The sequence below is a fragment of the Psychroserpens luteus genome (genome assembly GCF_015319355.1).
Taxonomy (GTDB): domain Bacteria; phylum Bacteroidota; class Bacteroidia; order Flavobacteriales; family Flavobacteriaceae; genus Psychroserpens; species Psychroserpens luteus.
Genome location: NZ_JADILU010000007.1, coordinates 29,822 through 56,185, shown reverse-complemented (window position 1 = coordinate 56,185; position 26,364 = coordinate 29,822). Strand labels below are relative to the sequence as shown.

At 32.0% G+C, this 26,364-nt stretch carries 24 protein-coding genes; 8 read left to right on the top strand and 16 right to left on the bottom strand.

The genetic code is table 11. From position 1 onward, the window contains the following. Positions 1–28 precede the first annotated feature (28 nt). Entirely contained in the window at positions 29–1,993 is a 1,965-nt protein-coding gene (ftsH, locus tag IM744_RS16165) for an ATP-dependent zinc metalloprotease FtsH (protein ID WP_194509209.1), read from the bottom strand. Between the two features lie 36 nt (positions 1,994–2,029). Further along, positions 2,030–2,401, bottom strand: coding sequence for a ribosome silencing factor (gene rsfS, locus IM744_RS16160; RefSeq protein ID WP_194509208.1), 372 nt, complete (start codon positions 2,399–2,401; stop codon positions 2,030–2,032). A gap of 96 nt (positions 2,402–2,497) precedes the next feature. On the opposite strand from rsfS, the gene IM744_RS16155 reads away from it, so the two are divergent. Then, positions 2,498–3,229 carry a biotin--[acetyl-CoA-carboxylase] ligase gene (locus tag IM744_RS16155; protein WP_194509207.1) on the top strand — a complete coding sequence of 244 codons (732 nt, stop codon included), beginning with the start codon at positions 2,498–2,500 and terminating at the stop codon, positions 3,227–3,229. Here IM744_RS16155 and IM744_RS16150 read toward each other — a convergent pair. Then, positions 3,226–3,621 carry an SRPBCC family protein gene (locus tag IM744_RS16150; protein ID WP_194509206.1) on the bottom strand — a complete coding sequence of 132 codons (396 nt, stop codon included), beginning with the start codon at positions 3,619–3,621 and terminating at the stop codon, positions 3,226–3,228. The two genes, IM744_RS16155 and IM744_RS16150, sit on opposite strands and share 4 nt — an antisense overlap. Positions 3,622–3,742: 121 nt before the next feature. Beyond that, positions 3,743–4,387: an orotate phosphoribosyltransferase gene (pyrE, locus tag IM744_RS16145; RefSeq protein WP_194509205.1), complete on the bottom strand. Its 645-nt coding sequence runs from the start codon at positions 4,385–4,387 to the stop codon at positions 3,743–3,745. Between the two features lie 123 nt (positions 4,388–4,510). Here pyrE and IM744_RS16140 point away from each other — a divergent pair, with 123 nt between their 5' ends. Continuing rightward, the gene (locus IM744_RS16140) at positions 4,511–5,092 is read left to right on the top strand and encodes an NUDIX hydrolase (RefSeq protein ID WP_194509204.1); all 582 of its coding nucleotides are present in this window, start codon (positions 4,511–4,513) and stop codon (positions 5,090–5,092) included. Between the two features lie 12 nt (positions 5,093–5,104). Here IM744_RS16140 and IM744_RS16135 read toward each other — a convergent pair whose 3' ends face one another. From IM744_RS16135 to IM744_RS16120, 4 genes are all read right to left on the bottom strand, one after another. Next, on the bottom strand, positions 5,105–5,824 hold the full coding sequence (locus tag IM744_RS16135; protein WP_317175399.1) for an N-formylglutamate amidohydrolase: 720 nt from the start codon (positions 5,822–5,824) through the stop codon (positions 5,105–5,107). Further along, complete coding sequence (locus IM744_RS16130) at positions 5,791–7,017, bottom strand: glutamate-cysteine ligase family protein (protein ID WP_194509203.1); 1,227 nt, start codon at positions 7,015–7,017, stop codon at positions 5,791–5,793. The genes IM744_RS16135 and IM744_RS16130 overlap by 34 nt, the downstream gene beginning before the upstream one ends. Before the next feature lie 2 nt (positions 7,018–7,019). Continuing rightward, the gene (locus tag IM744_RS16125) at positions 7,020–8,465 is read right to left on the bottom strand and encodes a RimK family protein (RefSeq protein ID WP_194509202.1); all 1,446 of its coding nucleotides are present in this window, start codon (positions 8,463–8,465) and stop codon (positions 7,020–7,022) included. 147 nt (positions 8,466–8,612) lie between these two features. Next, positions 8,613–10,379: a M14 family metallopeptidase gene (locus IM744_RS16120; protein WP_206694512.1), complete on the bottom strand. Its 1,767-nt coding sequence runs from the start codon at positions 10,377–10,379 to the stop codon at positions 8,613–8,615. Between the two features lie 94 nt (positions 10,380–10,473). Here IM744_RS16120 and IM744_RS16115 point away from each other — a divergent pair, with 94 nt between their 5' ends. After that, the gene (locus tag IM744_RS16115) at positions 10,474–10,860 is read left to right on the top strand and encodes a hypothetical protein (protein ID WP_194509201.1); all 387 of its coding nucleotides are present in this window, start codon (positions 10,474–10,476) and stop codon (positions 10,858–10,860) included. Positions 10,861–10,906: 46 nt separating this feature from the next. After that, complete coding sequence (gene ctlX / locus IM744_RS16110) at positions 10,907–11,839, top strand: citrulline utilization hydrolase CtlX (protein WP_194509200.1); 933 nt, start codon at positions 10,907–10,909, stop codon at positions 11,837–11,839. Here the strand turns inward: ctlX and IM744_RS16105 are convergent. The 3 genes from IM744_RS16105 to IM744_RS16095 form a co-directional block, all read right to left on the bottom strand. After that, on the bottom strand, positions 11,836–12,465 hold the full coding sequence (locus tag IM744_RS16105) for a chromophore lyase CpcT/CpeT (protein WP_194509199.1): 630 nt from the start codon (positions 12,463–12,465) through the stop codon (positions 11,836–11,838). The two genes, ctlX and IM744_RS16105, sit on opposite strands and share 4 nt — an antisense overlap. A gap of 64 nt (positions 12,466–12,529) precedes the next feature. Then, positions 12,530–14,584: a tetratricopeptide repeat-containing sensor histidine kinase gene (locus tag IM744_RS16100; protein WP_194509198.1), complete on the bottom strand. Its 2,055-nt coding sequence runs from the start codon at positions 14,582–14,584 to the stop codon at positions 12,530–12,532. Positions 14,585–14,920: 336 nt separating this feature from the next. Then, complete coding sequence (locus IM744_RS16095; RefSeq protein ID WP_194509197.1) at positions 14,921–16,054, bottom strand: glycoside hydrolase family 53 protein; 1,134 nt, start codon at positions 16,052–16,054, stop codon at positions 14,921–14,923. 165 nt (positions 16,055–16,219) lie between these two features. On the opposite strand from IM744_RS16095, the gene argS reads away from it, so the two are divergent. Continuing rightward, entirely contained in the window at positions 16,220–18,004 is a 1,785-nt protein-coding gene (argS, locus tag IM744_RS16090; protein ID WP_194509196.1) for an arginine--tRNA ligase, read from the top strand. Position 18,005: 1 nt separating this feature from the next. Here the strand turns inward: argS and IM744_RS16085 are convergent, their stop codons facing one another. The 4 genes from IM744_RS16085 to IM744_RS16070 all read right to left on the bottom strand — a co-directional run bounded on the left by IM744_RS16085 (position 18,006) and on the right by IM744_RS16070 (position 22,398). Beyond that, positions 18,006–18,551: a YfiT family bacillithiol transferase gene (locus IM744_RS16085; protein WP_194509195.1), complete on the bottom strand. Its 546-nt coding sequence runs from the start codon at positions 18,549–18,551 to the stop codon at positions 18,006–18,008. A gap of 10 nt (positions 18,552–18,561) precedes the next feature. After that, positions 18,562–20,826: a TonB-dependent receptor plug domain-containing protein gene (locus IM744_RS16080; RefSeq protein WP_241738358.1), complete on the bottom strand. Its 2,265-nt coding sequence runs from the start codon at positions 20,824–20,826 to the stop codon at positions 18,562–18,564. Positions 20,827–20,869: 43 nt separating this feature from the next. Next, positions 20,870–21,766: a FecR family protein gene (locus tag IM744_RS16075; RefSeq protein ID WP_194509193.1), complete on the bottom strand. Its 897-nt coding sequence runs from the start codon at positions 21,764–21,766 to the stop codon at positions 20,870–20,872. A gap of 116 nt (positions 21,767–21,882) precedes the next feature. Then, positions 21,883–22,398, bottom strand: a complete 516-nt coding sequence (locus IM744_RS16070) for an RNA polymerase sigma factor (RefSeq protein WP_194509192.1) — start codon at positions 22,396–22,398, stop codon at positions 21,883–21,885. Between the two features lie 413 nt (positions 22,399–22,811). Here IM744_RS16070 and ffh point away from each other — a divergent pair, with 413 nt between their 5' ends. The 3 genes from ffh (at position 22,812) to IM744_RS16055 (ending at position 25,950) form a co-directional block, all read left to right on the top strand. After that, the gene (ffh, locus tag IM744_RS16065) at positions 22,812–24,140 is read left to right on the top strand and encodes a signal recognition particle protein (RefSeq protein ID WP_194509191.1); all 1,329 of its coding nucleotides are present in this window, start codon (positions 22,812–22,814) and stop codon (positions 24,138–24,140) included. A gap of 154 nt (positions 24,141–24,294) precedes the next feature. Next, a complete protein-coding gene (locus IM744_RS16060; protein ID WP_194509190.1) occupies positions 24,295–25,170 on the top strand; it encodes a bifunctional 5,10-methylenetetrahydrofolate dehydrogenase/5,10-methenyltetrahydrofolate cyclohydrolase in 876 nt (291 codons plus the stop codon). A 60-nt stretch (positions 25,171–25,230) separates the two neighbouring features. After that, positions 25,231–25,950: a YwaF family protein gene (locus tag IM744_RS16055; protein WP_194509189.1), complete on the top strand. Its 720-nt coding sequence runs from the start codon at positions 25,231–25,233 to the stop codon at positions 25,948–25,950. Here the strand turns inward: IM744_RS16055 and IM744_RS16050 are convergent. After that, positions 25,936–26,361: a VOC family protein gene (locus tag IM744_RS16050; RefSeq protein WP_194509188.1), complete on the bottom strand. Its 426-nt coding sequence runs from the start codon at positions 26,359–26,361 to the stop codon at positions 25,936–25,938. The genes IM744_RS16055 and IM744_RS16050 overlap by 15 nt on opposite strands. Between the last annotated feature and the right edge of the window lie 3 nt (positions 26,362–26,364).

Here is a 26,364-nt window from a genome sequence, read left to right as displayed (position 1 = left end):
TTTATAAGATAATTTGAGTAAGAAAATGTTATTCCTCTTCTTCTATTTTATTTGATTGTAATAAGCGATGTTCAATTTGTTTTTGAAAAGGACGCTCTCCAAATATTTTTTCGAGGTTATCTTTAAAAATAACTTCTTTTTCAAGGAGTACTTCAGCAAGTTCTGTAAGCTTGTCTTTATTCTTTTCTAATAATACTATAGCACGTTGGTATTGCTTTTCTATAATATCTGAAATCTCTTTATCTATTAATTCTGCAGTTTGCTCACTGTATGGTTTTGTAAACCCAGCCTCTTGACCTGAAGAATCGTAATATGTGATGTTACCAACCTTTTCACTAAGACCATAGATAGTCACCATAGCCCTTGCTTGCTTAGTTACCTTTTCTAAATCACTAAGTGCTCCTGTTGAAATTTTATTAAAAATAACTTTTTCTGCAGCTCGTCCACCTAAGGCAGCACACATTTCATCCAACATTTGCTCTGGACGTACAATTAAGCGCTCTTCTGGTAAATACCAAGCAGCACCTAGAGATTGTCCACGAGGTACAATAGTTACTTTTACTAAAGGCGCAGCATGTTCTAACATCCAACTTACAGTTGCATGTCCAGCTTCATGATAAGCAATTGCTTTCTTCTCTTCAATAGTAACAATTTTATTCTTTTTCTCAAGACCACCAACAATACGATCTACAGCATCTAAGAAATCTTGTTTATCAACTGCTTTCTTACCTTTTCTAGCAGCAATTAATGCAGCTTCGTTACATACGTTAGCAATATCTGCTCCAGAGAATCCTGGAGTTTGTTTTGCTAAGAAATCAACATCTAATTTTTCGGCTTGTTTGATAGGTCTTAAATGAACTTCAAAAATTTCTTTACGTTCTCTAACATCTGGAAGATCAACAAAAATCTGTCTATCAAAACGTCCAGCACGCATTAATGCTTTATCTAAAACATCTGCTCTGTTTGTTGCAGCAAGTACGATAACGTTTGTATTAGTCCCAAAACCATCCATTTCAGTTAATAGTTGGTTAAGTGTGTTTTCACGTTCATCATTAGAACCTGAGAAATTACTTTTTCCACGAGCACGACCAATAGCATCAATCTCATCAATAAATATAATAGCTGGCGACTTTTCTTTAGCTTGCTTAAATAAATCTCTTACACGAGATGCTCCAACACCAACAAACATTTCTACAAAATCTGAACCAGATAATGAAAAGAAAGGCACTTTTGCTTCTCCAGCAACTGCTTTTGCTAATAAGGTTTTACCTGTTCCTGGTTGTCCTACTAGTAATGCTCCCTTCGGGATTTTACCACCAAGAGAGGTGTATTTTTCAGGATTCTTTAAGAAATCTACAATTTCTTGTACTTCTTCTTTTGCACCTTCTAAACCTGCAACATCTTTAAACGTTGTTTTTACGTCTGTTTTTTCATCAAATAGCTTGGCCTTAGATTTTCCTATATTGAAAATTTGTCCGCCAGCGCCACCGCCTCCACCACCAGACATACGTCTCATGATAAAGATCCAAACCCCTATGATTAAAATGAACGGTAATAATGAAAACAAGATATTTCCGAAGACATTTTCATCAGTTTTAAACTCTACAGGAACATTAATATTAGGGTTTTCTGCTTTTGTAGTATTTATTTGTTCTTCAAATAATTTTAAATCTCCAAATTCAAATGTATAATTTGGTAGTGGTGTTACTTGCGGTAGAATACTTGTAGGCTTAGATTTTTTATGAATCTCCTTATCTTGTCCTTCTTTGGTTAAATAGACACGTGCCTCTCGTTTATTGATAATGTCAAGTTTGTCAACATCTCCTTGCGCCATGTATTCAAAAAACTCTGAAGGGTTTATTTTTTTTCCTTCGGAACCACCCATTCCTCCAGAAAATAACTGGATTCCTATAATAACTGCGATTACAACTCCGTAAATCCACCAAGAATTAAACTTTGGTTTTTTACTTAAATTTTTATTGTCTTTTGCCATATATGTAGTACCGTAAATGCGGTTTTTTTTAATAATTTAATAACTTGAATCTATTTTTGTGGTTTTTGCGTCACCCCAAAGACTCTCAATATCATAATATTCTCTGATATGTTTTTGAAAAACGTGCACAACAACGTTAACGTAATCCATTAATACCCATTCTGCATTTTCACTTCCTTCAACATGCCAAGGGTTGTCTTTAAGTTCTTTACTAACCTTTTTTTGGATAGAATTTACAATGGCGTTTACCTGTGTATTAGATGTTCCTTCACAGATAACGAAGTAATCACAAACTGTATTTTCAATTTCTCTAAGATCTAAAATTATAATCTCTTTTCCTTTTACATCCTCAATGCCAGCAATAACTGTACTTATGAGTTGATCTGGACTTGTATTTTTTTTCGCCATTAAATTGATTTAATTTTGTGCAAAGTTATTATTTTTTTGCTTCTTATAAACGGTTATTCGTCATAAGAAAATTATAATTTTTTTTAGCACATTACTATGCACATAATCAAACTTAATGCCATCGACTCTACCAATACGTTTTTAAGACGATTGAGTAGTGATAAAAGATTAGAAGATTACACAGTTGTCACTGCAGAGTCACAATTAAAAGGTCGTGGACAAATGGGGACATCTTGGTCTTCTCAGCCTGGTAAAAACCTTATGGCTAGTGTGTTTGTTGACGTTTCTTTTTTAACAATCAAATATAGTTTTTGGATTAGTATGGTGACTTCATTGGCTATATCTAAAGCATTGAAAGACTTTCACATTAGTAATATTAAAGTGAAATGGCCAAACGACATTTTGGCAGACCAAAAGAAGATTTCAGGTATTTTGATTGAAAATGTCATTAAAAATAATACCCTTCAAGGTACCATAATTGGTTTTGGTATTAATATTAATCAAGTACATTTTGATAATTTACCGCTAGCAACATCTATGCAAAAGGTATCAGGGAAACACAATAGTATTGATAATGTCCTTAAAAAAATCATTGAGAATTTACAGTTTTACATGAATCAATTGAAAGAGGATAATTATCAAAGTATAAAAACGCTGTATGAAACCGAATTATTTAGAAAAGAAAAACCTTCAACATTTAAAAATGAAGAAGGCGCTTTGTTTTCTGGTTTTATAAAAGGCGTTTCAAATTCTGGACATCTAAAAGTTTTAGTTGAAGATGATATTCTAAAAGAATTTGATCTAAAGGAAGTAAAACTTCTCTATTAGATTTGTGCTGGCATATTTTCAACTAAAGTTTCAATAAATTTTTTGATAGGTCCTTTAATCATCATTCCCATCATAGCATTGAATTCACCTTCAAAAATAAGTTCTACCTCACTTTGAGCAGGTGCAGGTTCTGTAATGTTTGCAGTTAGTGAAAAGTCTAGTTTTCCACCAGCTGCTCCTAAAACAACCTTGTTAGGTGCCACAGCCTCTTTCTTTTTAAGTACTATTTCCGGCATGCCTTTAAGGGCAAATAAAAATTTATCTGTATCAAGGACTTCAAATTTGCTAATGTTTTCTGGCATTAACTTTTCAAAGTTTTTGACATCTGCTAAAAAATCAAAAGTCTCTTGAGCCGATTTGTTTATAGTTGTTTTTGGTGATTCTAATTTCATGTGATAAGTTTTATTGTTTTTTAAGGACACATGCTGTTCGCTATAAATCCTTCACTTTGATGATAGGGCTTTTAAAATGCTCGTTTCATGTGTGTAATATAATAAATTTATAGAGCTATAATCAAATAGCGTTCCATTCGCTAGGGTTAGCATTCCAAAGTGCCAAAACTTCTTGTTCTTTAGCAGTTATATACTTTGTGTCTAGCGCCTGTTCTAATAGGTTTTCATAGTTGCTTAAGGTATGAAGGTCTACGTTTGCAGCTTCAAAATTGTTTTTTGCGACTTCAAATCCGTAAGAAAATATAGCCACCATTCCTTTAACATTAACATTAGCTTCTTTAAGTGCTTTTACAGCGTTGAGGCTACTTTTTCCGGTACTTATCAAATCTTCAACGACAACTACATTTTGTCCAGATTCTACAAAACCTTCAATCTGGTTTTGTCGTCCGTGAGATTTAGCTTCTGGTCTTACATAAATAAAAGGAAGACCTAGATATTCAGCAACCAAGATTCCAATCCCAATTGCACCAGTAGCAACACCAGCAATAACATCTACTTTACCGTAGTGAGATTCTATATGCTTCGCTATGGTTTCACGAATGTAATTTCTTATTGGTGGAAATGAGAGTACAATTCTATTATCACAATAGATTGGTGATTTCCATCCTGATGCCCAAGTGAAAGGGTCATTAGGTTGAAGTTTTATAGCATTAATTTGTAATAAAACTTCAGCTGTTTGTTTGGCAGTTTCTTTGTCAAAAATCATGCTGTAAAACTACACTTTTTTTAGTAAAAAGAATTTCAGAAATTAAAATAAATTATTTTAAAAAATAGGTATCATCTCCATAAAAATGATATTTTTACTTTTTAAATTCCTACATATATAATCATGCATTACATATTTGTAAATGATAAACCTATAGTCTTGACAACAAAAGTTGAAAAAGAAGACGGTTTTAAGAATTATCTACTTTCCGAAGTAAATATTGGAAAAGTCATCAAGAAGCTTAATTCTTCATCTTTAAAAGAAGTTAGGCTTATTGGCAAAAAAGAACATAAACTCATTAAGAAATTTTTAAAGTTGCTACCAAATGTTGTTGCAGGTGGAGGTAAAGTTTATAATGATAAAGGTGAGATTCTTTTTATATATCGAAATGATAAATGGGATTTGCCTAAAGGAAAAACTGAAAAAAAAGAGACCATAGAAGAAACTTCACTACGAGAAGTAGAGGAGGAGACTGGAGTGCAAGGTCTTGAGATTGTAAAACCTTTAGATACGACCTATCATATTTTTAAACGTAATGGGAAACATAAAATCAAGGTGACCTATTGGTTTGAAATGAAAACGTCGTTTGAGGGTAAGTTATTTCCGCAAGAAAACGAAGGCATTACAAAAGTAGAATGGCTTTCTCCAGAAGACAGTCAAAAAGCCTTAGAGAATAGTTATGCTAATATTAGAATCTTAGTTTAAGTTAATAGGTGTTCAAAAATTAATGGTTACATTTTTTATTGCCACTAGTAAAGTGTCTTTTAAAAGTTGGTTCATTTGATTAGATTTTGAATGTTTTTGGTTGATTTCAATTTCAATTCCTATATAATTTTTTTTAAATTTTCGTCGTAAATACGTTGTGAAACCATCTGCTTTTCCCAAGTATGGATAATTAAACCTTACATTTAAGTCAGGACTCTTAGTTTTAATTTGAGATTTTAGTTCTGCTGAAAACTGTTTTTCCAAGAGTATTCTAGAATCATACAATAAGCCGATATCACAATCTCGCTCTATACCATTTAAAGTAGGTGTAAAGGAATGAATAGAAAGATGCAATACAGTTTCGCTTTTTGAGATAAAGCTTGAAATTTTAGACTCAATATCATTGCGGTGTGGAACATAGATTGTTGAGATTATATGTTCTTTTTCGCTTGTGTTTAATGTTTTACTATATTCTGAAAATAGCTGTTTATGATGAAGCGAACGATTTAATTCAATGAGCAAACGACTGGTTGTACTCGATTTGGAGTAATCTGATAGTGGCTTTAAATATTCAAAAACATCCAGAGCACCCAAATCAAAACCTCTATGGCTTTCTAAAACACTTTTATGTGCTTTAAATAAATTTAAATATTGTGACGGAATTTCATTTCCGCCATGCTCACAAGTGATGATGAGTTTCAATTTCCAAATAATTGATTCGTTTCTAAACATCCAGCAAGTTTAGAATATACCTGTTTGATGTTGCCTTCAGAAAAATCTTCACCAAGAGCCTTTAAGATCCTAGATGATAATGTCCCATTATTTAGAATAAACTCTATGGTCTTTTGATTTTCCGAAGATATATTTGTTTTAACGTTGTCATACAAATGTTTCCAAATGTCTTGCATGGTTGCTTTTTCTTTAATTCCGAAGAGCGATAAATAGTCAATATTTTGAACTAAAGCATGTTCTCCATGCTTAATTCCATCATTCAAAATCTCAAAAAGATCTTGTTTTTTCCATTCTTTCTGAGCTTTTAGAGTGCAAAACTCTTTATTGACCAAAGCTTTTAAAACTTCAATAATCAAGATGCAAATGGCAATATCTGCTTTTGGACATTCTTGAACGTCGACAAGACGAATTTCTATAGCATTCCTGTCAAAACGAGCAATGGCACCTCTGGAATTTAAAAAATGATGATCTAAAATTTTCTTAGTATCATGAGGTTTGATTGCTTTTTTTATAGGTTCAAAAATAGTAGCATAATAATCAACCTTGCTGAAAACAGCCTCTGGAATAACCATACCTGTCATTTCTGGGATTTCTTTTTGATTAGTTTTATAGTATTCTAATCGCGAATCTAGAAAACCTGTAGTATTGCCTTCCAAAATTGGAGAACTTGCACATAGCCCTGGAATTAATGGTAAAATGACTCTAATAGCAGCGTGGAGTTTTTCAAATTCTCTATCGTCATAAAAAGGTAAGTTAATATGAGTGCTTTGTACATTGCTCCAACCATGACCTTTACAATCAAAAATTCTATTGTAGAGCTCATAAACCTCGCTGTAACTGTGTTTCCATAACTGGGTGTCTTTTAATGGATTCATTAAAGGATGCGAAGCAGTTGGTAACAATTGAGTATCAATTTGCTTTAATAATTGATTGATTTCAAGAATGTTTTTATGAAATTTATCAGCTAATGTTTCTAAATCTGCTGTAGGACCATTTGTCTTGAGTTCAACTACATGAGCAACTAATTCATTACTCCATGCAATGCTACCGTTGTCAATATCTGATGTGAGTTTCCCGTTTTTTAATGACAATAATTGATCTACAACAGGTGCTACTTTAAAATTTGAATTGTTGACAAGCATATATTCTAACTCAATACCAAAAACTTCAAAAAGGTGATAATTTTTACTCATGATTATTCTAATCTAGATTTTAATGCAGATAATATTGTGGTGTAAACTTTGTCGCCATAATAGGCATCTTCGACACCAAAATCAATGTTTGGATTGTCGTTAATTTCAATAACCATAGGTTGATTGTTTACGACTTTTATATCAATACCAAATAAACCTTTGCCTATTAATTTTGCGCTTTTTATAGCCATATCCAAAACAACTTTTGGAACATCTTCAAGAGGTAAGCAATCTGCATCTCCATCTTGATCATTTTTTTTCTTGGCTTTCCAGTTATAGATTTGCCAATGGCCTTTTGCCATGTAATATTTACAAGCGAAGAATGGTTGATCGTCAATAATGCCAATTCTCCAATCATAATCTGACGGACAAAATTCTTGTGCAATGATAAGATCTGATTCTTTTAGCATTTCTGTTACTAATTGGTCATATTCTTTTTCTGTTTTGGCTTTTTTTACACCAAAAGAAAATGTGGAATCTGGAGCCTTTAATACACATGGTAAACCAACTTGTTTAAGGACATCGTTTTTATTGTCTTTGTGAATGATGACCGTTTTTGGTGTCGCAATATTAGCATTGTTTAGTGCTTCAGCCATGTAGACTTTATTGCAACATTTTAATATAGCATCAGGATAATCAACAATGGCAATGCCTTCTTGCTGCGCTTTACGAGCAAAAGCATACGTTTCATTATTAACTTCTGTACTTTGACGAATAAATAATGCATCAAAAGAAGATAGTCGTGATAAGTCTTTAGGCTCAATGATTTCAGCATAAATATTCATTTTCTCAGCGATTTCCATGAATTTCTTCAATCCTTTAGGATTACTTGGAGGTGCAGGATCATTAGGATTTACCAAGATTGCTAAATCAAAATCGTAGTTTACCTGTTTTGGAGTGTCATAACGCTTCTTTCCAAAATACTGATTTGCAAAAATTTGAACGGTCTCAAAATGTTCTTGAGGGATTTCAGATTCTGAAATAGCTCTAATACTCTGTACAGTCCATTTTGTATTATAACTAAACTTTACTCTTAAAAAAGGAACTTGAAAGTGTTTGTAAAATAAACTGCTTAACTCCTTATATTTTTGAGCCACATTTTGACCAAAATAAATACTTAATGTAAACTCGCGAGATTTAATATTTTTTAAACTCTGCTGGATAACATCATCAAACTCATCTGAGACAATACGAACCAATTTTAATGCTCGTAGATCTACAATGTTTTTGACGGTTGGGATTGGTAAATGTTCTCTAGCTTCAGCTAAAAGAGAGACATAATAACCTTTAGATTGATAAGAATAATCTTTACAAAGGTTAAATATTCTAGCCTTTTTTAGTTGTGAAAATTTAGGATTTGTAAGATACTCTTGCGAGGAAATTACTGTAATATTCTCAATCAAAAAGTTCCACTTTTGCGGTTGATCGACAACAATATATTTATTCATGTTTGACGCTTAAAAGCGATATAATTTTAAGCAAATTTATATAATTTTAGTATTGCTTTTACAAAAGGTGAAAAATAAAATTTTTAAAACCAATTATTTGAAAACCAATCATCTATAATTGTATGTGTAGGTGATTTTTAATTGTTATTAAAACAATTTATAAACAGGATACTGCAAATGAGCTTTCTCATAATTTTCACTTTGTTTGTGCAACCAATCTAACTGTGCATACCAATTATTTGCAAAATCTTTATCGAATGACTTTCTCAAATTAAAATCGATTTGCAATTTGGGGTTGTTTCTCAATAATTGTAGCGCTTTATCTTCCCATACATAAGGAGAAAAGCCTTCTTTTTGTTGCAGAATCGTATCAAAGAAATTCCAACTAAAAAATGAATCTGGAGCTTGAGGTTCTAAGGTTTCAAGTAGATATCTAAATCCGTTTTGGTTGGTATTAACTATATAATCACCTTTAAAAAATGTCATTTTTACTTCGGAAACATCTAACTCCACATTGTAGTGAGGATAATGACCTTCATAAGCTTGTTTTCTTGTCTCGTAGTTTTTAATCTTATAAGATTTGACCGTTAAAGTCGTATCACTCTCAAAGCGATTCATTTCTATGTTATTTAGCTTTAAAAGTTCAATAATGTTCCACCATCCTTGCGGAATTATATATGCTTCAGGAATTTCTACATCCAAAGTTGAAGTCATATAATTTCTATAAGTCACTGGTTTCGTAAATGGTTTGCTAGTGTCATATTTTAGTCGCTTTGCACCAGTAAGATGACTTTCAATCATGTTACCTTCAAATCCTTTAAAATCTAAGGTTGTGGTTTTTGTGGTGTCAATGGTCCATTGTAAAGGATAGGTTTTTTTGTTTCGCAAATTATCTACTGCATTTTCACGTAATACGGAAATAGTCTCACCTTCATTCTCGGTAATTTCTATCATACTTTTCATAAGCTCATAAGTCCCTTCAACACGTTGCTTGTAAGGTTTTAGCATATGAGTTTCTACCATCATGCCTAAAGTGTTCCATAATGTAGTATAACCCGTAGAATATCTAGGAGAATCCATAAACTGACTAAAACCTTCCTCAGGTGTTCTATTAAATACATTCACGTAAGGTGTGATATCCCAATCTTTTTTCGCAAGTTTTTGTTCTAGTTGAGGCATCATTTTGTTGTGGATGAAATCACCAAGTTCTCCACCTAACTTATTGTGCTGCGTAAATAGATGTGTTAGTGTGTATTGGTAATCTGCTCCGTTACTAACGTGGTTGTCGATAAAAACATCAGGCTCTATTAAGTGAAAAATTTGAGCAAAAGTTCTAGCGTTCTTGGTGTCAGATTTTATAAAATCCCTATTCAAATCAAAATTACGTGCATTACCTCTAAATCCATAAGTTTCTGGACCGTTTTGATTTGTTCGGGTTGTTGAGTTTCGGTTCAAACTTCCTCCAACATTATAAATTGGGATGGTGACTAAAACTGTAGATTGGGGCATGTCTATTTTGCCTTGAACGATATCTCGAAAGAGCATCATTGTCGCATCAATACCATCAGATTCTCCAGGATGAATCCCATTATTAATTAATAGAATACGCTTGTTGTTTCTTATTTCAGAATAATTAAAATTAGAATCAGAATTTAAAGTTACAATATGAAGCGGTTTCCCAGAATCTGTTTCACCAATACTATCTATTTTTACTTCGGAAAACGTATCTGCCAAATCCTGATAAAATTGAATTGTTTCAGTATAAGTCGCTGTTTGTAGTCCGTTAGATTTCTCAAATTCAGTAGTGAAATCTTCACGAATAGAATTGCTTTCCGAAGAACAAGATAATAAAAAGGTGATTAAAAACAGTGAAGCTAATTTTGTAATAACCTGATTTTTAATTGTTTGAGTCATATTGTTAATATGTTGTTTATTTCTTTATAAGTGTTGATTAAATTCTCCTTAAAGTTACTCTAAATTTGATTTATCCCTCTAAATTAATAGTTTAATGAAAGTTTTTATCCTCCCTTTTGGGAAAATTAATATTATCCATAATAATATTGCCGAAGTCATAATTAACGAAGGCGTCGTAATGGATATTGATATGGTTAATCAATATCATGAATTTTTATTATCAAATTTAGAAAGCCCATTTTCCTTATTAATTAACAAAGAAAATTCGTATTCATATAAATTTGATGCACAACTTCAAATTGCTAATTTAAGTCAGGTGAAATCCATGGCTGTACTTATCTATAACCTAAATGCAGAAATGGCTACGCAAATTCTAATAGACATAAATAAAGGTAATAATTGGGACATTAAATTGTTTAAAGACAGGCAAGTTGCTCTTAATTGGTTACATCTTAGTGTTAATAATAGAAATGCGGTATAAATCTCTACTTATTTTATTTAATTTAGCAGTTCCTTAATTTTTTGAAATGTCACAAACTACAAATACAATTTTAATGATTCGTCCTGTTAATTTTAGGATGAATGAGCAAACTGCAGTCAATAATTATTTTCAAGAAGATCTTAATATAAAGAATGCCGAAATCAATGCAAAAGCGCAAGTTGAGTTTGATGATTTTGTAGAAAAACTAAGAGCAGTTGGTGTTAATGTAATTGTGGAGAATGATGATGAATTAATGGATACTCCAGATTCTATTTTTCCTAATAATTGGGTGAGTTTTCATGAAAATGGTGATGTAGGTTTATATCCAATGTTTGCAGAAAACAGAAGAAGAGAAAGACGTGATGAGGTTTTTATTCGTTTAGAAAAGGAGGGTTTTCAAATTAACAATATTATAGATTATACAAGTGCTGAAGATGAAGGTTTCTTTCTAGAAGGTACTGGTAGCATATTGCTAGATAGAATTAATTCAAAAGCATATTGTGCATTGTCACCAAGAGCAGATGAGGAATTGTTTATAGAATTTTGCGAAGATTTTGAATATACTCCAGTCGTTTTTACTGCATATCAAAACGTTGATGGAAAGCGTTTGGCAATCTATCATACTAATGTAATGATGTGTTTGGCTGAGAAGTTCTCTGTAATATGCTTGGATTCAATTGATGATAAAAAGGAGCGAAAAAATGTTATCAAAAACCTTAAGCAAGATGGTAAAGTAATCATAGAGATTAATGAAAGTCAAATGCACCAATTTGCTGGTAATATGTTACAAGTAAAAGGAGAGAATGACCAACGTTATTTGGTAATGAGTAAAGCTGCTCACGATAGTTTAACTCCAAAACAGGTTGCAGACATTGAAAGATTTTGCCCAATCTTATCGAGTAGTTTAGAAACAATAGAAACTTGTGGTGGTGGAAGTGCTCGCTGTATGATGGCTGAGGTTTTCTTACCTAAAGTTTAGTCAAGTTTATTAAAAATATAACCGCCTTTTTCTGCACCCCAAATGTGTTCGTCCTTGTCATCAAAGCCTTGATCCCATGAGATGATCTTGTCTTCCATGATTTCCACTTCACTAGTTGCATAAGAGGCTCCATAAAGAGAACTTTTACAGGTTTTGTCTCCAGTTTCTCCTTTGAAATAATTTGGTTCTATTCGCTTTAGTATAACTTCACATCCTTCTTTTTTTGTCACATTATTCCAAACGAGCGTGTCAAAAGCTTCAGGAGATTTCCATTTTCCAATCCATAGTGAATCATTTTCTATAGTGTAAATTGCAGAGCTATATAGGCTGTCGTTTAATTTAGTGACTTCATAAATACGTTGTCTGTAAGGTTGGTCCTGTTTAGTAGTAAGCGCTTGCTCAACATAGAGGAAATTCCCTCTGTCTTTCCAGATTGGATACATGTGTAACGAAATATTAAAATAAGTCGAATCTACTTGTGATTGTATTTCAGAATCAAATGATCCTTGCATCAATGAGAATAATTCTGGTAAGTGATTTGTAATTGCTTTTTCTTTGGAAATATCTACTTTTTCTTTGCAGCTTAAAAAAGAAATTAGAAGACAAGAAATGATAAAGTATCTCATTATGGTTGGTTTTGAATGTCAATATACCAAAAATAATTATATGAAATTGAGGATTGGAATTGAATTAGTTTTTAGGCTCAATTTTAGGAAGTTCAACATAGAATTTAGTACCAACTCCAGGTGTGCTTTCAACCCAGATTCTACCATTATTGAGTTCTACTAATTCTTTGCAAATTGTTAAACCTAAACCTGTGCCTTTTTCATTACTCGTTCCTCTAGTAGTAAAGGTTCCGCTTTGGAATAACTTATCTATGTTTTCTTTAGAAATACCAACTCCTGTATCTTCAATACATAATAAACTCTTCCCATTATGATCAGAATTTGATACTGTTATAGAGTCACCAACACGTGTGAATTTTACAGCATTTGTAATTAAATTTTGAACTACAATTTCAATCATACTTCTATCTGCATAGATAAAATCTCTTCTTGATTCATCAATTAAAATAATACGCTTTTGTTCAACTTTTTGCTCAACTAAACTTATTTTATTTTTGAATACGTCCTGTATATTAAAGAGTTCTGCTTTTGGTTCTAAATTCTGCATTTGAGATTTAGACCAATTTAAAAGATTGTAAAGAAGTTGTGACGCGCTGTCTGCATTTTCACTAAGCTCTGGCACTAAGTCATAAAATTCTTCACGAGAAATACCGTCTTCTTTAAGTAGATCTATAAATCCTTTTATTGATGAAATTGAATCTTTTAAATCATGTGATACGATTGAAAATAATCTATCTTTTACATGGTTAACTTCTTCAAGATGTTTGGTCTGTTCTGCAAATTCAATGTTTCTCAATTGAATCTCTTTATTTCTCTTTTTGAGTTCTCTGTTGGATTTTATAATGTTTTTTCGTTTCAAATATGTTAATAGCAGTATGATAGATACAATTAAAAAGGCTGCTCCTAATACATAAGAATTCGTTTTAAGTTTTTTTAATTCAATAATTTCTTTTTCATTTTGCTCTTGTGTAGCTAACGAAGTGAAGTCTTTGATTTTATCAATAGGTTTTGCTTCAATTGGTTTTGTGAGAATAGGAATTATAGGCTGATTTTCTTTGTCTAGCTCGCTTTTTAATGCAAAATATTTTCCTTGCCAGAAAAATGCATTTTGAAATCGACCTCTAATAGAATCCAATTCTTTGTGTAGTCTGTAGTTTTTGAGAAGCTCTGGTTTATTATCAATTTCTTTAGCGATAGCATAAGCTTCATCTATTTGAATTGTTGCAGATTTTAAATTTCTGAGCTCCATATTCAATTCGCCAATAGCATTGAGTGCTCTCAAAACACCATCTTTATTATTAATTTTCCTATTGAATTTTAGGCCTTCAAATAAGTAGTCTGTAGCTTTTTTGTAATCTTTAAAACGTAAGTACTCTGCTCCAATACGAGGTAATATTTCACCTTTAAGTGTTTGGTCTGTATTTGGATTGAGAAGTTTTAATACTTTTTCATAGAATTCAATAGCTTTTCTATGTTCTTTTCTTTCAGAATATAATGTTGCTATATTACGTGTTGACAATTTTATACCAATGCTATCTTGTAATTGTTCTCTTACGGATAAAGCTTTAATATTAAATTCTAAAGATTTATCTATTTGATTAGTGTTATAATAAGCTTCAGCAAGATTGTTGTAAGCAGAGCTTAATTCATTTTTGAGATTTTTTGTTTCAAAGATGTGGATGGCAGACAATGAGTTTTGTAAACCTATATTATAATTACCACGTTTAATTTCAATTAAGCCAATGCTGTTATTTACTTTAGCGATTCCTAATGTATCACCTAACTGACTGTAATATTTACGTGATCTGTTGTAGCCATCAATTGCGTTGTAGTAATCATTATTTTGAGCGTAAATTAAAGCTTTGAAATAGCTAACATCAGCAATGCCTTTGGTATGATTTAATAACTTAGATAAACGTTCTGTATTATCAATATAGGTAAGGGCCTTTTTGTAACTTTTTGCGTCGTAAAGCGCCTTAACTAATCTTAAAGAAGTTTCTACTTTTGATGAATCTTGTTTTTGATAAGCTAATTCCACAGTAAGACTATCGATCTCATTTGTTTGTGAAAAACAAAAAAGCGACATACATAAAACAGCTAATGTAATTAACTGCTTCATTGTTTAATTAGGATATTAATAATTGCAAAATTATTTGTACACGAAACTTCCTTTGTAGTTAGGTCGTTAGAGTGTTGAAATAATAATGTCAATCTCAATAAAGATTGATTATTAAGTTTCATCAACGTTTGGGACTTTGATTAATAGCAATTCAAAAATGTAAAAAAAGTATCTTAAACCCTAATTTTTAGGTTTTATTACCGATAAATTAGTTAAAGTGAATCTTTGAAAAAATAAAAACATCGACGAATAGATAAACGGTAAAAATCATAGAAAAAGAACACTTCAGTCGATGAAATGCAAGGTATTAGAGTAATTTGTATAATTGCTTGATTGTTAGTTATTGCTAAAAATATCTAAAGCTGGTAATGCTTTGTGATCAAAATCAAATAGGCATTGATTTTCCCATGCGCTACCTCCAGATACACTTGTGTCATTATTAGGGAAACTAACCCAATCTGGAGCCCAATAACAGAATCCTATTCCATGATTTTCTGGGATGTTTTTAATAGTAGTGACTAACCATTCCATATATGCTTTTTGACCTTCAGGTGTTGGAGAGAATTCTGGTATGATTTGATTAAGACTTCCAATATAGTTGTTTTGGTTGTCGTCCCATTGCAATGTAAAAGGGTAGGCAACTTCTACCATTAAAATATCTTTTCCGAAGGTTGTAGCTAGAATATTGAGCTTATTAGCAACAAGATTAAGATCTTTAGTTTGGTATTGCGGATAGTAAGACAAACCAATAATATCATAGTCAAGCGCAAATGGTTCTAGCTCAGTAAAAAAGTAAATTGAATGTTCAACGTTAGAGTGATGCAGCATAATTTTAACTTTATTTTCAGTGTCAACTTCTCTTACCGCTCTTATCGCTTCACGTACCAAAGCAGCATAATTCCCCCAATTGTTGGAGAATTCGTCCCATACTTTTCCGTAGTTCCATAGAAAACCACTATCAGTTTTATTGCCAATTTGGATGATCTCAGGTAACGTATTTTGATTTTTTAATTGCGTAACCACATCTTTTGTATACTCATAAATAGCAATTCTAATCTCTTCGTCAGTCATGTTTTGCCATGCAACAGGTGGTGTTTGAGTTCCAGGATCTGCCCAAAAATCACTATAATGAAAATCTAACAAAAAATTTGATCCTGTATTTTTAATACGAGTCGCATAAGCCTTCACATCGCTTAAAGTGTTTTCTCCATTTTGTGATGTATGCCAAAGTTTGAGTCTTACTAGATTGGTGCCTTTATTTGTAACATAGTTTAATAAATCAACAGGACTACCATTTACATCTCTATAAGTCACACTATGGTCTTCTAATTCAGACTGAAATGATAAATCCATCCCTTTGTAAAACACAGGTGTTGGATCTGGAGGTGTTAAATCTTCTTCAATTGTGTTATCTGATGAATTACAAGATGTAATTGTTAGTGATAGTAGTAAAAATTTAAAATATTTCATGTTCAAATTTAATCATATTTACATCAGAATATGAAATAGAGATTTTTGTTTCTCACTAGTATTCTAAGTAATGATTTGACCTCGAAAAATAAGGAATAATCCACACATTATATCCCTAAATTTTAATAAAAAGTCTATCTTTGCAGACTTAAAATCCATACCAAAATGAATCTTCAAGAGACACTCTCACTTAATGTAATACAGGCTATTAAAACTGTTTTTGATGCAGAATTAGAATCGGTAGAATTTCAAGCAACACGTAAAGAGTTTGCTGGAGATATTACTGTAGTTGTGTTTCCTATGTTGAGGGTTGTGAAAGGTAATCCTGTTCAAATTGGAGAGAAAATTGGTCAGTTTTTAGTTGAAAATGTTGAAGAAGTAACAGCTTTCAACGTGGTCAAAGGCTTTTTAAATATTGAAATCAACGATGATTATTATATCAATTTTTTTAATAATATAAAAGATCAATCTCAATATGGGTTTGCAACACCAAACTCAAAAGGAAAAGCGGTAATGGTAGAGTATTCTTCGCCAAATACCAACAAGCCTTTGCATTTAGGTCATGTTAGAAATGTGATTTTAGGTTATAGTGTTTCCGAAATTTTAAAAGCTTCAGGCAAAAAAGTTTACAAGACTCAAATCATTAATGATCGAGGAATTCATATTTGTAAAAGTATGTTGGCTTGGAAACGCTTCGGAAATGGAGAAACGCCACAATTGTCAGGTTTAAAAGGCGATAAGCTGGTTGGGAATTACTACGTGAAATTTGATCAAGAATATAAAGCTGAAATACAACAGCTCATTTCCGAAGGACAAACAGAAGAAGAAGCTAAGAAGAATGCGCCAATTATTTTAGAAGCGCAACAAATGCTTCTTAAATGGGAAGCAGGAGATCTAGAAGTAGTGGCACTTTGGGAAAAAATGAACAGTTGGGTGTATGAAGGTTTTGACACAACATATAAAAGTATTGGTGTTGATTTTGATAAATTATATTATGAAAGTCAAACCTATTTATTAGGAAAAGAATTTGTTGCTGAAGGTTTAAAAACAGGTGTATTCTTCAAAAAAGAAGATGGTTCTGTTTGGTGTGATTTAACAGAAGATGGTCTTGACGAAAAAATCGTTTTACGTAGTGATGGTACTGCTGTTTATATGACGCAAGACATTGGTACAGCTATCCAACGTGTTAAGGATTTTCCAGATGTTGGTGGTATGGTTTATACTGTAGGTAATGAGCAAGAATATCATTTTCAGGTCTTATTCTTAATCATCAAAAAACTCGGTTTTGATTGGGCAGATAATTTATACCACTTAAGTTATGGGATGGTAGATTTACCTTCAGGAAAAATGAAGAGTAGAGAAGGGACTGTTGTAGATGCAGATGATTTAGTTGATGAAATGGCGCAGACTGCTGGAGAGATTTCTGAAGAATTAGGAAAGCTTGATGGCTATTCTCAAGAAGAAAAACAAGATTTATATAAAACCATAGGATTGGGTGCTTTAAAGTATTTTATACTAAAAGTAGATCCTAGAAAGCGTATTTTATTTGATCCAAAGGAGTCTATCGATTTTCAAGGAAATACTGGTCCGTTTATTCAATATACCTACGCTAGAATACAATCGGTTTTGAGAAAAGCAGGTAAAGTAGATAGCTCATTGGATCTTTCTGGTTTAAAATTGCATCCTAAAGAGAAAGAACTTCTCAAACAGTTGGAGTTATTTCCAGAGGTAATTAATAATGCAGCTAGTAACTATAGTCCAGCTTTAATTGCTAATTATACTTACGATTTAGTAAAGGCTTACAATTCATTTTTCCAAAATTTACCAATCGTTATTGGAAATGAAGATGAAGTGTCAAGAGCATTTAGAATAGGTTTATCTCAGTCTGTTGCAAACGTCATTAAAAGCGCATTTGGCTTATTAGGTATTAATGTGCCAGAACGTATGTAGATTAAAATTGTCCTTTATGGTTTATGGCTTGTTTTACATGAGCTAGATGATGATTGCTATGCCAAGCGTAAGTGCCAATAGTTTCATCCAATCTAAAACGTTTACCATGCTCTGGATGTATAAACTCTTTAGACATTTCTTCTTCGGAAATGTGCTTCAATAATTGACATAGTTTAGCATGAAGACCTTTTAGTAAAGACAAACTATTTTCCAAATTATCATCAGTGCTATCAATAAGCGTAGCCCAGCGATCTTCATAATAGGGTCTAATGGTTGGGGAATCTTCGGTTAGTGCTAATTTGAATCTTATGATGATGTTCATGTGGCTATCTGCACAATGATGAACAACTTGTTTTATATTCCAGCCATCTGGTCTGTATTTCCAATTTAATTGCTCTTTAGATAAATCTTTTGTGGTTTTTTCAATTTCCGAAGGGAAACGTTCAATATCATTAATCCATGAGTTTATTATTTCCGAAGAAATAGTATCAGGTTTTTGAAATTCTCCAATTGGGAAACGTAATTTATATAATTCCTGCGAAGTCATAATTGTCGTTTTAAAATCGTAATCTAAAACTAATGTTAGGCGTGATCCCTAAAGATAAATTGTCTATCGTGATAACATCTCCATTATTGTTTTTTGAATAATAGGTGTTAATGATATTCTTTCTATCAAATAGATTCCAAATGGAAGCTCCAATTGAAGCGTCTAATTTATTAGTGAATTTTAATTGGTAGGTCGCAGAGATATCTGTTCTAAAATAATCACTTATTCTAGAGCTGTTAGGAGTTGAGTAGTTGATTTGAGTACTAGATTGATCTTGAGTTTCTAAAGGTACGGTTTGTGGTCTCCCAGAATGCCAATTGAATCCTAAAGCAAATTTTAAATTTTCAAAATCATACGTACTAGCAAATGTCACAGCATGACGTACATCAATATTATTAGGAAATGGGTTACCAGCATTTAAGTTGTCAAAAACATAGTCGTTTTTACTAAAAGAATAACTCAACCAAGTGCTAAAATAATCAAATTGCTTATTGATTAAAAAGTCGATTCCTTTTACTTGAAATTTACCAATCTCTTCTACAAATTGAAATTGGTTTTGAAAACCTTGACTTTGAGATGTAATGCCTTCTACGTCTTTTATAAAAGCTTCAATGCTTACAAGTAACTTGTTTTTATTGTAGTGAATTCCAGCTGCTGCTTGCACACTTTTAATAATTGGGATGCTTTCATTGTTAGACAAGATCCATCTGCGTTTTTCTATCCCTAAAAAATCATTTTGTAAATCTATAATTTGAGATGTTGTTTGGCTTTTTAATTCGGATAAAAACTCTAATCTAAAATCATTGTTTAATTTATGACTTACAGAGAGTCTAGGCTCAGTAAAAAACTCTGAGAATTTTTCAATAAAATTAGTTCTCAAACCAATTCTGGCATAAGTATTTTTATTTGCTGAGGTAAATTCTGCTTCGCCATAAATGGAATGCGTACGCACCACTTCTTTATTAAATTGCTCTGTGTTTGGGTTATCGGTATCTTCAGTATTACTAATAATAACTTCGCTAAATTGGTAACCACCATGTAATTTTAAGTTGTCATCAATATGATTTGTAGCATTGATTTTTATTCCTAAATCGGAAACTTTATTATCTTGATTAGTACGTTGGTCATTAGCAATATTGAAGTTTGTAGCTTTTAAATCGTAATTAGTATAGTAAAATTGAGCAGTGGTTGTGATTGTACTATTCCAGTATTTTAAATATTCAAATCCTGTGGCAAAATTATTTTGTTCTAATTCATTTTTTAAAGGAATTCCAGAATCATCATTTGCTTGTTGGTCGTAGGTTAATCTATTATTAATCGTTAAAAAATTAAATCGAAACTGGTCTTGGTCTGTGATGTTGTACAAAAATTTAGTTGCGATATCATAAAAATAGAAACGTTCATTATTTGAGATGACTTCTGAATTTCCTTGTTCCGGATGAGAAAAGTCACTATCCTGAAACACACGTTGTAGATATTGGTCGTAGGTTGGTGTGAAAATGAAATCGGTTACAGATCGTCTTGCAGAGACTTGAATTTCTGCTTTTTCATCAAGTGGGACTTTTGCAAATGCATCTGCATGGATTAGATTAAATCCAGCTCCAGCTTTGAACTCCTGATCTAAATCATTAGAGAGTTGCATATCAATAACACTAGAAACACCATCGCCAAACTTTACGCTAGTTCCATTTTTTGAGACATTAACTTCTTTTGTGAGATAGGGATTAAATGCTGAAACTAATCCGAAGAAATGTCCAGATTGATACATTTTTATACCATCCCATAAAATTAAGTTTTGATCATGAGTTCCTCCACGCACATTGATATTTGAAACACGTTCATCAACACTCATAACTCCAGGTAAGGCTTGAATACTTTGTAGAATATCTGGTTCTAGAAGTCCTGGAAGGATTCCAAAATCTTCAGTTTTGATATTAATCTTACCATCACTCTTTTTTGAAATTCCTTTAATTAAGAAGTTGGTAATAATAACTTCTTCCAGTTTTTGTGTGATGAAATCACTAAAAGGATTAGATCGTTTTGAAATGACAACACTCGTGTCATTGAGAATGATGAAATCTAGATTTGTTTCAGATTTTAAATACTCTAATGTATCTTCTAGTGATAAAGTTTCCGAAGGTAGAATCACATTTTTATCGGCAACAGTTTGATCTAAAAAGGTGAAATTAATACTAAATCTGGATTCTAATATGGTGAGAACTTCTGTGAGCGCAAGTTTGTTATTTGATTTTGATTGTGCAAAAATGCTACTCAAATTCAAAAATAATAAGATTATAAAAAGAGAGCGTACACCTTTTTTATTCACGTTTCAGCCTAATGATATTATCCGTTTTACTATACTTTAATTGCAAAGGTAAAGTAATAGATTTTAAGGCAATTTCAATATCATTATGCGTAAAACTTCCAGTAAAATTTTGAGAATCGTTAATATTATTGAATTCTATAGACACATTGTATTGTCTTTCAAACTCAGCGATAACTTCTTTATAAGGTATACTTTTAAAAGTACTCTTGTTGTCTAACCATGATGGATGAGATAAATTTTCTTTTTCAGTAGCAATATATTTCCCATCAATAATTAAAAAAGTGTCTCCTGGAAGGAGTGTCGTTTCTTTTTCTTCGGAATAAACACCAACTTTTCCTTCATAGCAAGTAACTTCTAAATAATCATTTCGTTGCTTAACATTAAATTGAGTTCCTAAAACGGTAACGGTTCCAATAGTTGTGTTTACATCGAATTTTTTTCCTTTAGCAACCTTAAAAAATGCTTCTCCATTTAAGGTTAAACTTCGACTATCGTTCCAATTTGATTTGTTAAATGTAATTGTAGACATTGCATTTAATTGTACTTGTGAAGCATCTGGTAATACAATTGATTTTTGTTGTGAAGCAATCGTATGAGATGTCGTGTCTAAAGTTGTAGTGTAAAAATAGAACCCAAAACAAATCACTAAAATTGCAGCGATTTTTGATAACGTAGCTAATAATTTTTTAGGTTTCTTTTTTGTAGAATTAACAGATGTCCATACATTATTATAAGCTTCATCTATGTCAATTGTATTTGGTTTAAAATCAATAAGTTCCTGGTCTAATTTGATTAAACTAGGGTAGTCTTCAAGCTTTTTAAAAGCTTCAAGTTCTGTAGGGTTTAGGTTATGGTCTAACCATTTTTGTATGAGGTCTTCTCTGTTCATTATATTCTATTCAACTATATAACAGATAACTGTTAAAATTTCCTACCCTTCTTTTTGTTTTCTTTTATAGTAAGAGTGAGAAACTGGATGCTGTCTTCTAATAACTGCTTACTTTTTTATAGTTCATCAATATCTTGTCTCAACTTTTTCAAAGCTCCATAAATACGTTTTTCTACTGCTTTTGTAGAAATATCCAGTAATGCAGCTATTTCTTTAAAGCGTTTACCTTCAACTCTGTTCATTAAAAAAGCAACACGTTGTGCTTCAGTTAATCCTGCGATTGCTTTTTCTAATTTGGCTTTGTATTCTTTTTCTTCGAGTAGAAATTCCGGATTTATATTAGTGCTATTTTTTGGTATAATTTTACGATGTCTTAATACGACTTTTTGATGCGCAAACTCATTTAGCATCAAGTTATTTGCTGTGGTGAATAAAAAGCTTTTGGCTTTATTCTGCGGAATTTTAGCACAATTCTCCCACAATTTCACAAACGCTTCTTGCATTTTGTCTTGCGGATTTAACTGACTACCAAATTTGTAATATAGAAAATCGTGTAAATCTTTGGAGTACTTTCTAAAGATGGACGAGAACAATTGTTCTTCGCAAATATGATCCTTAAGCGGTTTTAACATTTTTGTTTTTGGTTGTGGCTAAGTTATAAAATTAAATGTTTAAGAAAAGGGTAGGGGTTTTATGTTTTTAATTGTTTTATTAAAAATATAAGTTCTCTTTAAGAAAACTTAAACGTTAGTTTTTTAATTTTTAGTTGGTTAAAAAGGATTGTTGGTCATAACAATCCTTTTTTTTATGCGCTAAACCCAAATTTATTAAAGATGTAAACAGTCCTGTTTTTGTTTCATATGATTTCTTCTTAGAGCTTCATGACTTTTTGTAAAGTAATAATAAAGACGAAATATGGGAGTGAAATGATGTTTTTGTAGCCAATCATAAAAGTTAAGATTAGAGTCTTATTTAATTTCTTCAATTGCACTTCATAAATACATCACAAATCGCTAAATTTGTGCCTTTAAAATTCTATAAGAATATGTTTAATAATTTAAGTGAAAAGTTAGATAAAGCGTTACACGTACTAAAAGGTCATGGTAGCATTACAGAAGTAAACGTTGCTGAAACCTTAAAAGAAGTTCGTAGAGCACTTTTAGATGCCGATGTTAACTTTAAAATAGCCAAAGAGTTTACTAATAGAGTTAAAGAAAAAGCTTTAGGTCAAGATGTATTAACAAGTTTACAGCCAGGACAATTAATGGTGAAACTTGTTAAAGATGAGTTGACAGAGTTAATGGGTGGTGATGCAGAAGGTATTAATCTTTCTGGTAACCCAAGTGTGATTTTAATGTCTGGTTTACAAGGTTCTGGTAAAACAACTTTCTCTGGTAAATTAGCCAATTACTTAAAAAACAAGAAAACTAAAAAACCATTATTAGTAGCTTGTGATGTCTATCGTCCTGCTGCAATTGATCAATTACATGTTGTTGGAGATCAATTGAATATTGATGTTTATAGTGATAAAGGTAATAACGATCCTGTTGCTATTGCACAAGCAGGTATTGCTCATGCAAAACAAAATGGACACAATGTTGTTATTATTGATACAGCTGGTCGTTTAGCAGTAGATAAAGCGATGATGGATGAAATTTCTAACATCCATAAAGCTATTCAACCGCAAGAAACCTTATTCGTTGTAGATTCAATGACAGGTCAAGATGCTGTGATTACAGCAAAAGCTTTCAATGATATTTTAAATTTTGATGGTGTTATCTTAACTAAACTCGATGGTGATACACGAGGTGGAGCAGCAATCTCTATTAAATCTGTTGTAAATAAACCAATTAAATTTATTGGTACAGGTGAGAAGATGGAAGCAATTGATGTTTTCTATCCGTCACGTATGGCAGATCGTATCTTAGGAATGGGAGATGTTGTATCTCTTGTTGAAAGAGCTCAAGAACAATATGATGAAGAGGAAGCTCGTAAGATTCAAAAGAAAATTGCAAAAAACCAATTTGGTTTTGATGATTTCTTGAAGCAAATTCAGCAAATCAAGAAAATGGGTAATATGAAAGATCTTATCGGCATGATTCCTGGAGCAGGAAAAATGATGAAAGATGTTGATATTGATGATGATGCATTCAAAGGTATTGAAGCAATTATTCATTCTATGACTCCAGATGAAAGATCAAATCCAGCAGTTATAAATGCCAGTAGAAAGAAACGTATTGGTAAAGGGTCTGGTACTTCGGTACAAGAAGTGAATCAGCTATTAAAGCAATTCAACCAAATGAGTAAGATGATGAAGATGATGCAAGGAGGTAAAGGAAAGGCAATGATGCAGGCAATGAAAGGGATGAAATAATTTCTTTTGTTCTGCGGAAATTTTCCGGTAAAGAAAAAGTCTTCAGTTGCAAGTCATGATGCTTAGTATTATTAAAACAATATAAAAAAATAACACAACAAAATTCCTAACGAAAACATTCGTGTATTTGTGACGAAAGAAAACCTAACAAACTATGACTATTCTCGATGGTAAGAAAGTAAGCAACGACATCAAAAACGAAATCAAGCAACAGGTTGATAAGATGAAAGATAAAGGGGAGAAAGTTCCTCATTTAGCTGCAGTTATTGTTGGAAATGATGGAGCGAGTTTGACTTATGTTGGGAGTAAAGTTCGTGCTTGCGAGCGTGTTGGATTTGAATCTACAATGGTTAGAATGTCTAATACGACAAGCGAAATAGAATTGTTAGATAAGATTGAAGAATTAAACCAGAATGATGATATCGATGGGTTTATCATTCAATTACCATTGCCACCACAAATCAATACTCAAAAAGTGTTGATGGCTGTAGATCCAAGTAAAGATGTAGATGGTTTTCATCCTGAGAACTTCGGAAAAATGGCATTAGACATGAGTACCTTTATTCCTGCAACACCATTTGGTATATTAGAACTTATGGAGCGTTATGGTGTAGAAACTAAAGGAAAACATACCGTTGTTATTGGTAGAAGTCATATCGTTGGACGACCAATGAGTATCTTAATGGGACGTAAAGGATTTCCTGGAAATTCTACAGTGACGTTGACGCATAGTCACACAAAAAATATTACTCAAATCACATCACAAGCAGATATTATTATTTCTGCGTTAGGAGTACCAAACTTCTTAAAAGCCGAAATGGTAAAAGATGGTGCTGTCATCGTTGATGTTGGAATTACAAGAGTTCCAGATGAGAATTCACCAAAAGGATACAAAATCACGGGAGATGTAGATTTTGAAAACGTGAGTAAAAAAGCAAGTTATATTACTCCAGTTCCTGGAGGTGTAGGGCCAATGACAATTGCGATGCTTCTTAAAAACACATTATTAGCTCGAGAGCAACGTATGTAATATTGTTAGCATTCAAAGTGAAGCAAAGAGTCTATTCTAGATTAAATTTTATATTGCAGTATGATTAAACTAATTACTGCTGTAAATCGTGTTCAAATTTTAAGTTTGGAACACCTTGTGCCAATTACGCTGGCTATAATTATTACAGTAGTTTTAATTAGATATGCAAGAACTATTTCTTCGGAAAGCCAGCAGCGATTAATTCACTACATCGCTATTTTTATTTCACTTACTGTTATGTTTTTTCATGTATATAACATGTTGACTAATGACTATAATTTCAAAACAGACCTGCCTTTATATTTGTGTAGTCTCCTTGGTATTTTAATTCCAGTCTTTACATATTACCAAAAGTATTGGATGTTTGAAATTCTAGTGTTTTGGATTATCGCAGGAACATTGCAAGGTGTTATTACTCCAGATATTGCTGAAGGTTCTCTTAGTCTAGATTATTTTAGATATTGGATAGTTCACTTAGGCTTATTAATGGTAATATTTTACACCGTTTTTGTTTTTAGGCTGAAACCTAAATTTAAAAGTGTTATTAAATCCTTTTTAGCATTACAGGTTTATGTGATATTGATGATTGCAATCAATTACTTTTTAGAGGCCAATTATTTTTATTTGAATAGAAAACCAGAATCTGCTTCGTTATTAGATTATTTTGGAGAATGGCCTTATTATATTATAGTTGGTCAGTTGATAATAATTCCTTTATTTATCTTTATTTACTTACCGTTTTACATTTCCGAAGTAACGAAAAAATCACTTAGCAAATAATTGATTTAAATCCTTAAATGCTTTGAATTCTAACGCATTTCCTGCAGGATCCAAAAAGAACATTGTTGCTTGTTCGCCAACTTGACCTTCAAATCTTATATAAGGAGCAATAATAAATTTGACACCCTTATTTGCTATAGTTTTTGAAAATTCATGAAATGTATCCCATGGTAATACGACACCATAGTGAGGTACAGGGACAGATTTTCCGTCTACATTATTGGTATGAACCTCTTCTTTAGATTTTGATTTGTAATGAATAACGAGTTGATGTCCAAAGAAATTAAAATCTACCCAATGGTCGCTACTTCTTCCTTCTTCACAATTGAGAATATCTCTGTAAAATATTCTACATTCTTCTAAATTATGAACAGGAATTGCGATATGAAAAGGGTGAATTTTAGTACTCATTAT

Excerpts from the sequence above, each read along its gene's own strand:
- pyrE (WP_194509205.1), bottom strand. The coding sequence starts at position 4,387 with ATGATTTTTGACAAAGAAACTGCCAAACAAACAGCTGAAGTTTTATTA.
- IM744_RS16135 (WP_317175399.1), bottom strand. The coding sequence starts at position 5,824 with ATGTTTAGAAACGAATCAATTATTTGGAAATTGAAACTCATCATCACT.
- IM744_RS16115 (WP_194509201.1), top strand. The coding sequence starts at position 10,474 with ATGAAAGTTTTTATCCTCCCTTTTGGGAAAATTAATATTATCCATAAT.
- IM744_RS16075 (WP_194509193.1), bottom strand. The coding sequence starts at position 21,766 with ATGAACAGAGAAGACCTCATACAAAAATGGTTAGACCATAACCTAAAC.
- IM744_RS16120 (WP_206694512.1), bottom strand. The coding sequence starts at position 10,379 with ATGACTCAAACAATTAAAAATCAGGTTATTACAAAATTAGCTTCACTG.
- IM744_RS16155 (WP_194509207.1), top strand. The coding sequence starts at position 2,498 with ATGCACATAATCAAACTTAATGCCATCGACTCTACCAATACGTTTTTA.
- ctlX (WP_194509200.1), top strand. The coding sequence starts at position 10,907 with ATGTCACAAACTACAAATACAATTTTAATGATTCGTCCTGTTAATTTT.
- rsfS (WP_194509208.1), bottom strand. The coding sequence starts at position 2,401 with ATGGCGAAAAAAAATACAAGTCCAGATCAACTCATAAGTACAGTTATT.
- ffh (WP_194509191.1), top strand. The coding sequence starts at position 22,812 with ATGTTTAATAATTTAAGTGAAAAGTTAGATAAAGCGTTACACGTACTA.
- argS (WP_194509196.1), top strand. The coding sequence starts at position 16,220 with ATGAATCTTCAAGAGACACTCTCACTTAATGTAATACAGGCTATTAAA.
- IM744_RS16100 (WP_194509198.1), bottom strand. The coding sequence starts at position 14,584 with ATGAAGCAGTTAATTACATTAGCTGTTTTATGTATGTCGCTTTTTTGT.
- IM744_RS16050 (WP_194509188.1), bottom strand. The coding sequence starts at position 26,361 with ATGAGTACTAAAATTCACCCTTTTCATATCGCAATTCCTGTTCATAAT.
- IM744_RS16150 (WP_194509206.1), bottom strand. The coding sequence starts at position 3,621 with ATGAAATTAGAATCACCAAAAACAACTATAAACAAATCGGCTCAAGAG.
- IM744_RS16105 (WP_194509199.1), bottom strand. The coding sequence starts at position 12,465 with ATGAGATACTTTATCATTTCTTGTCTTCTAATTTCTTTTTTAAGCTGC.
- IM744_RS16130 (WP_194509203.1), bottom strand. The coding sequence starts at position 7,017 with ATGAGTAAAAATTATCACCTTTTTGAAGTTTTTGGTATTGAGTTAGAA.
- IM744_RS16095 (WP_194509197.1), bottom strand. The coding sequence starts at position 16,054 with ATGAAATATTTTAAATTTTTACTACTATCACTAACAATTACATCTTGT.
- ftsH (WP_194509209.1), bottom strand. The coding sequence starts at position 1,993 with ATGGCAAAAGACAATAAAAATTTAAGTAAAAAACCAAAGTTTAATTCT.
- IM744_RS16140 (WP_194509204.1), top strand. The coding sequence starts at position 4,511 with ATGCATTACATATTTGTAAATGATAAACCTATAGTCTTGACAACAAAA.
- IM744_RS16060 (WP_194509190.1), top strand. The coding sequence starts at position 24,295 with ATGACTATTCTCGATGGTAAGAAAGTAAGCAACGACATCAAAAACGAA.
- IM744_RS16085 (WP_194509195.1), bottom strand. The coding sequence starts at position 18,551 with ATGACTTCGCAGGAATTATATAAATTACGTTTCCCAATTGGAGAATTT.
- IM744_RS16055 (WP_194509189.1), top strand. The coding sequence starts at position 25,231 with ATGATTAAACTAATTACTGCTGTAAATCGTGTTCAAATTTTAAGTTTG.
- IM744_RS16125 (WP_194509202.1), bottom strand. The coding sequence starts at position 8,465 with ATGAATAAATATATTGTTGTCGATCAACCGCAAAAGTGGAACTTTTTG.
- IM744_RS16070 (WP_194509192.1), bottom strand. The coding sequence starts at position 22,398 with ATGTTAAAACCGCTTAAGGATCATATTTGCGAAGAACAATTGTTCTCG.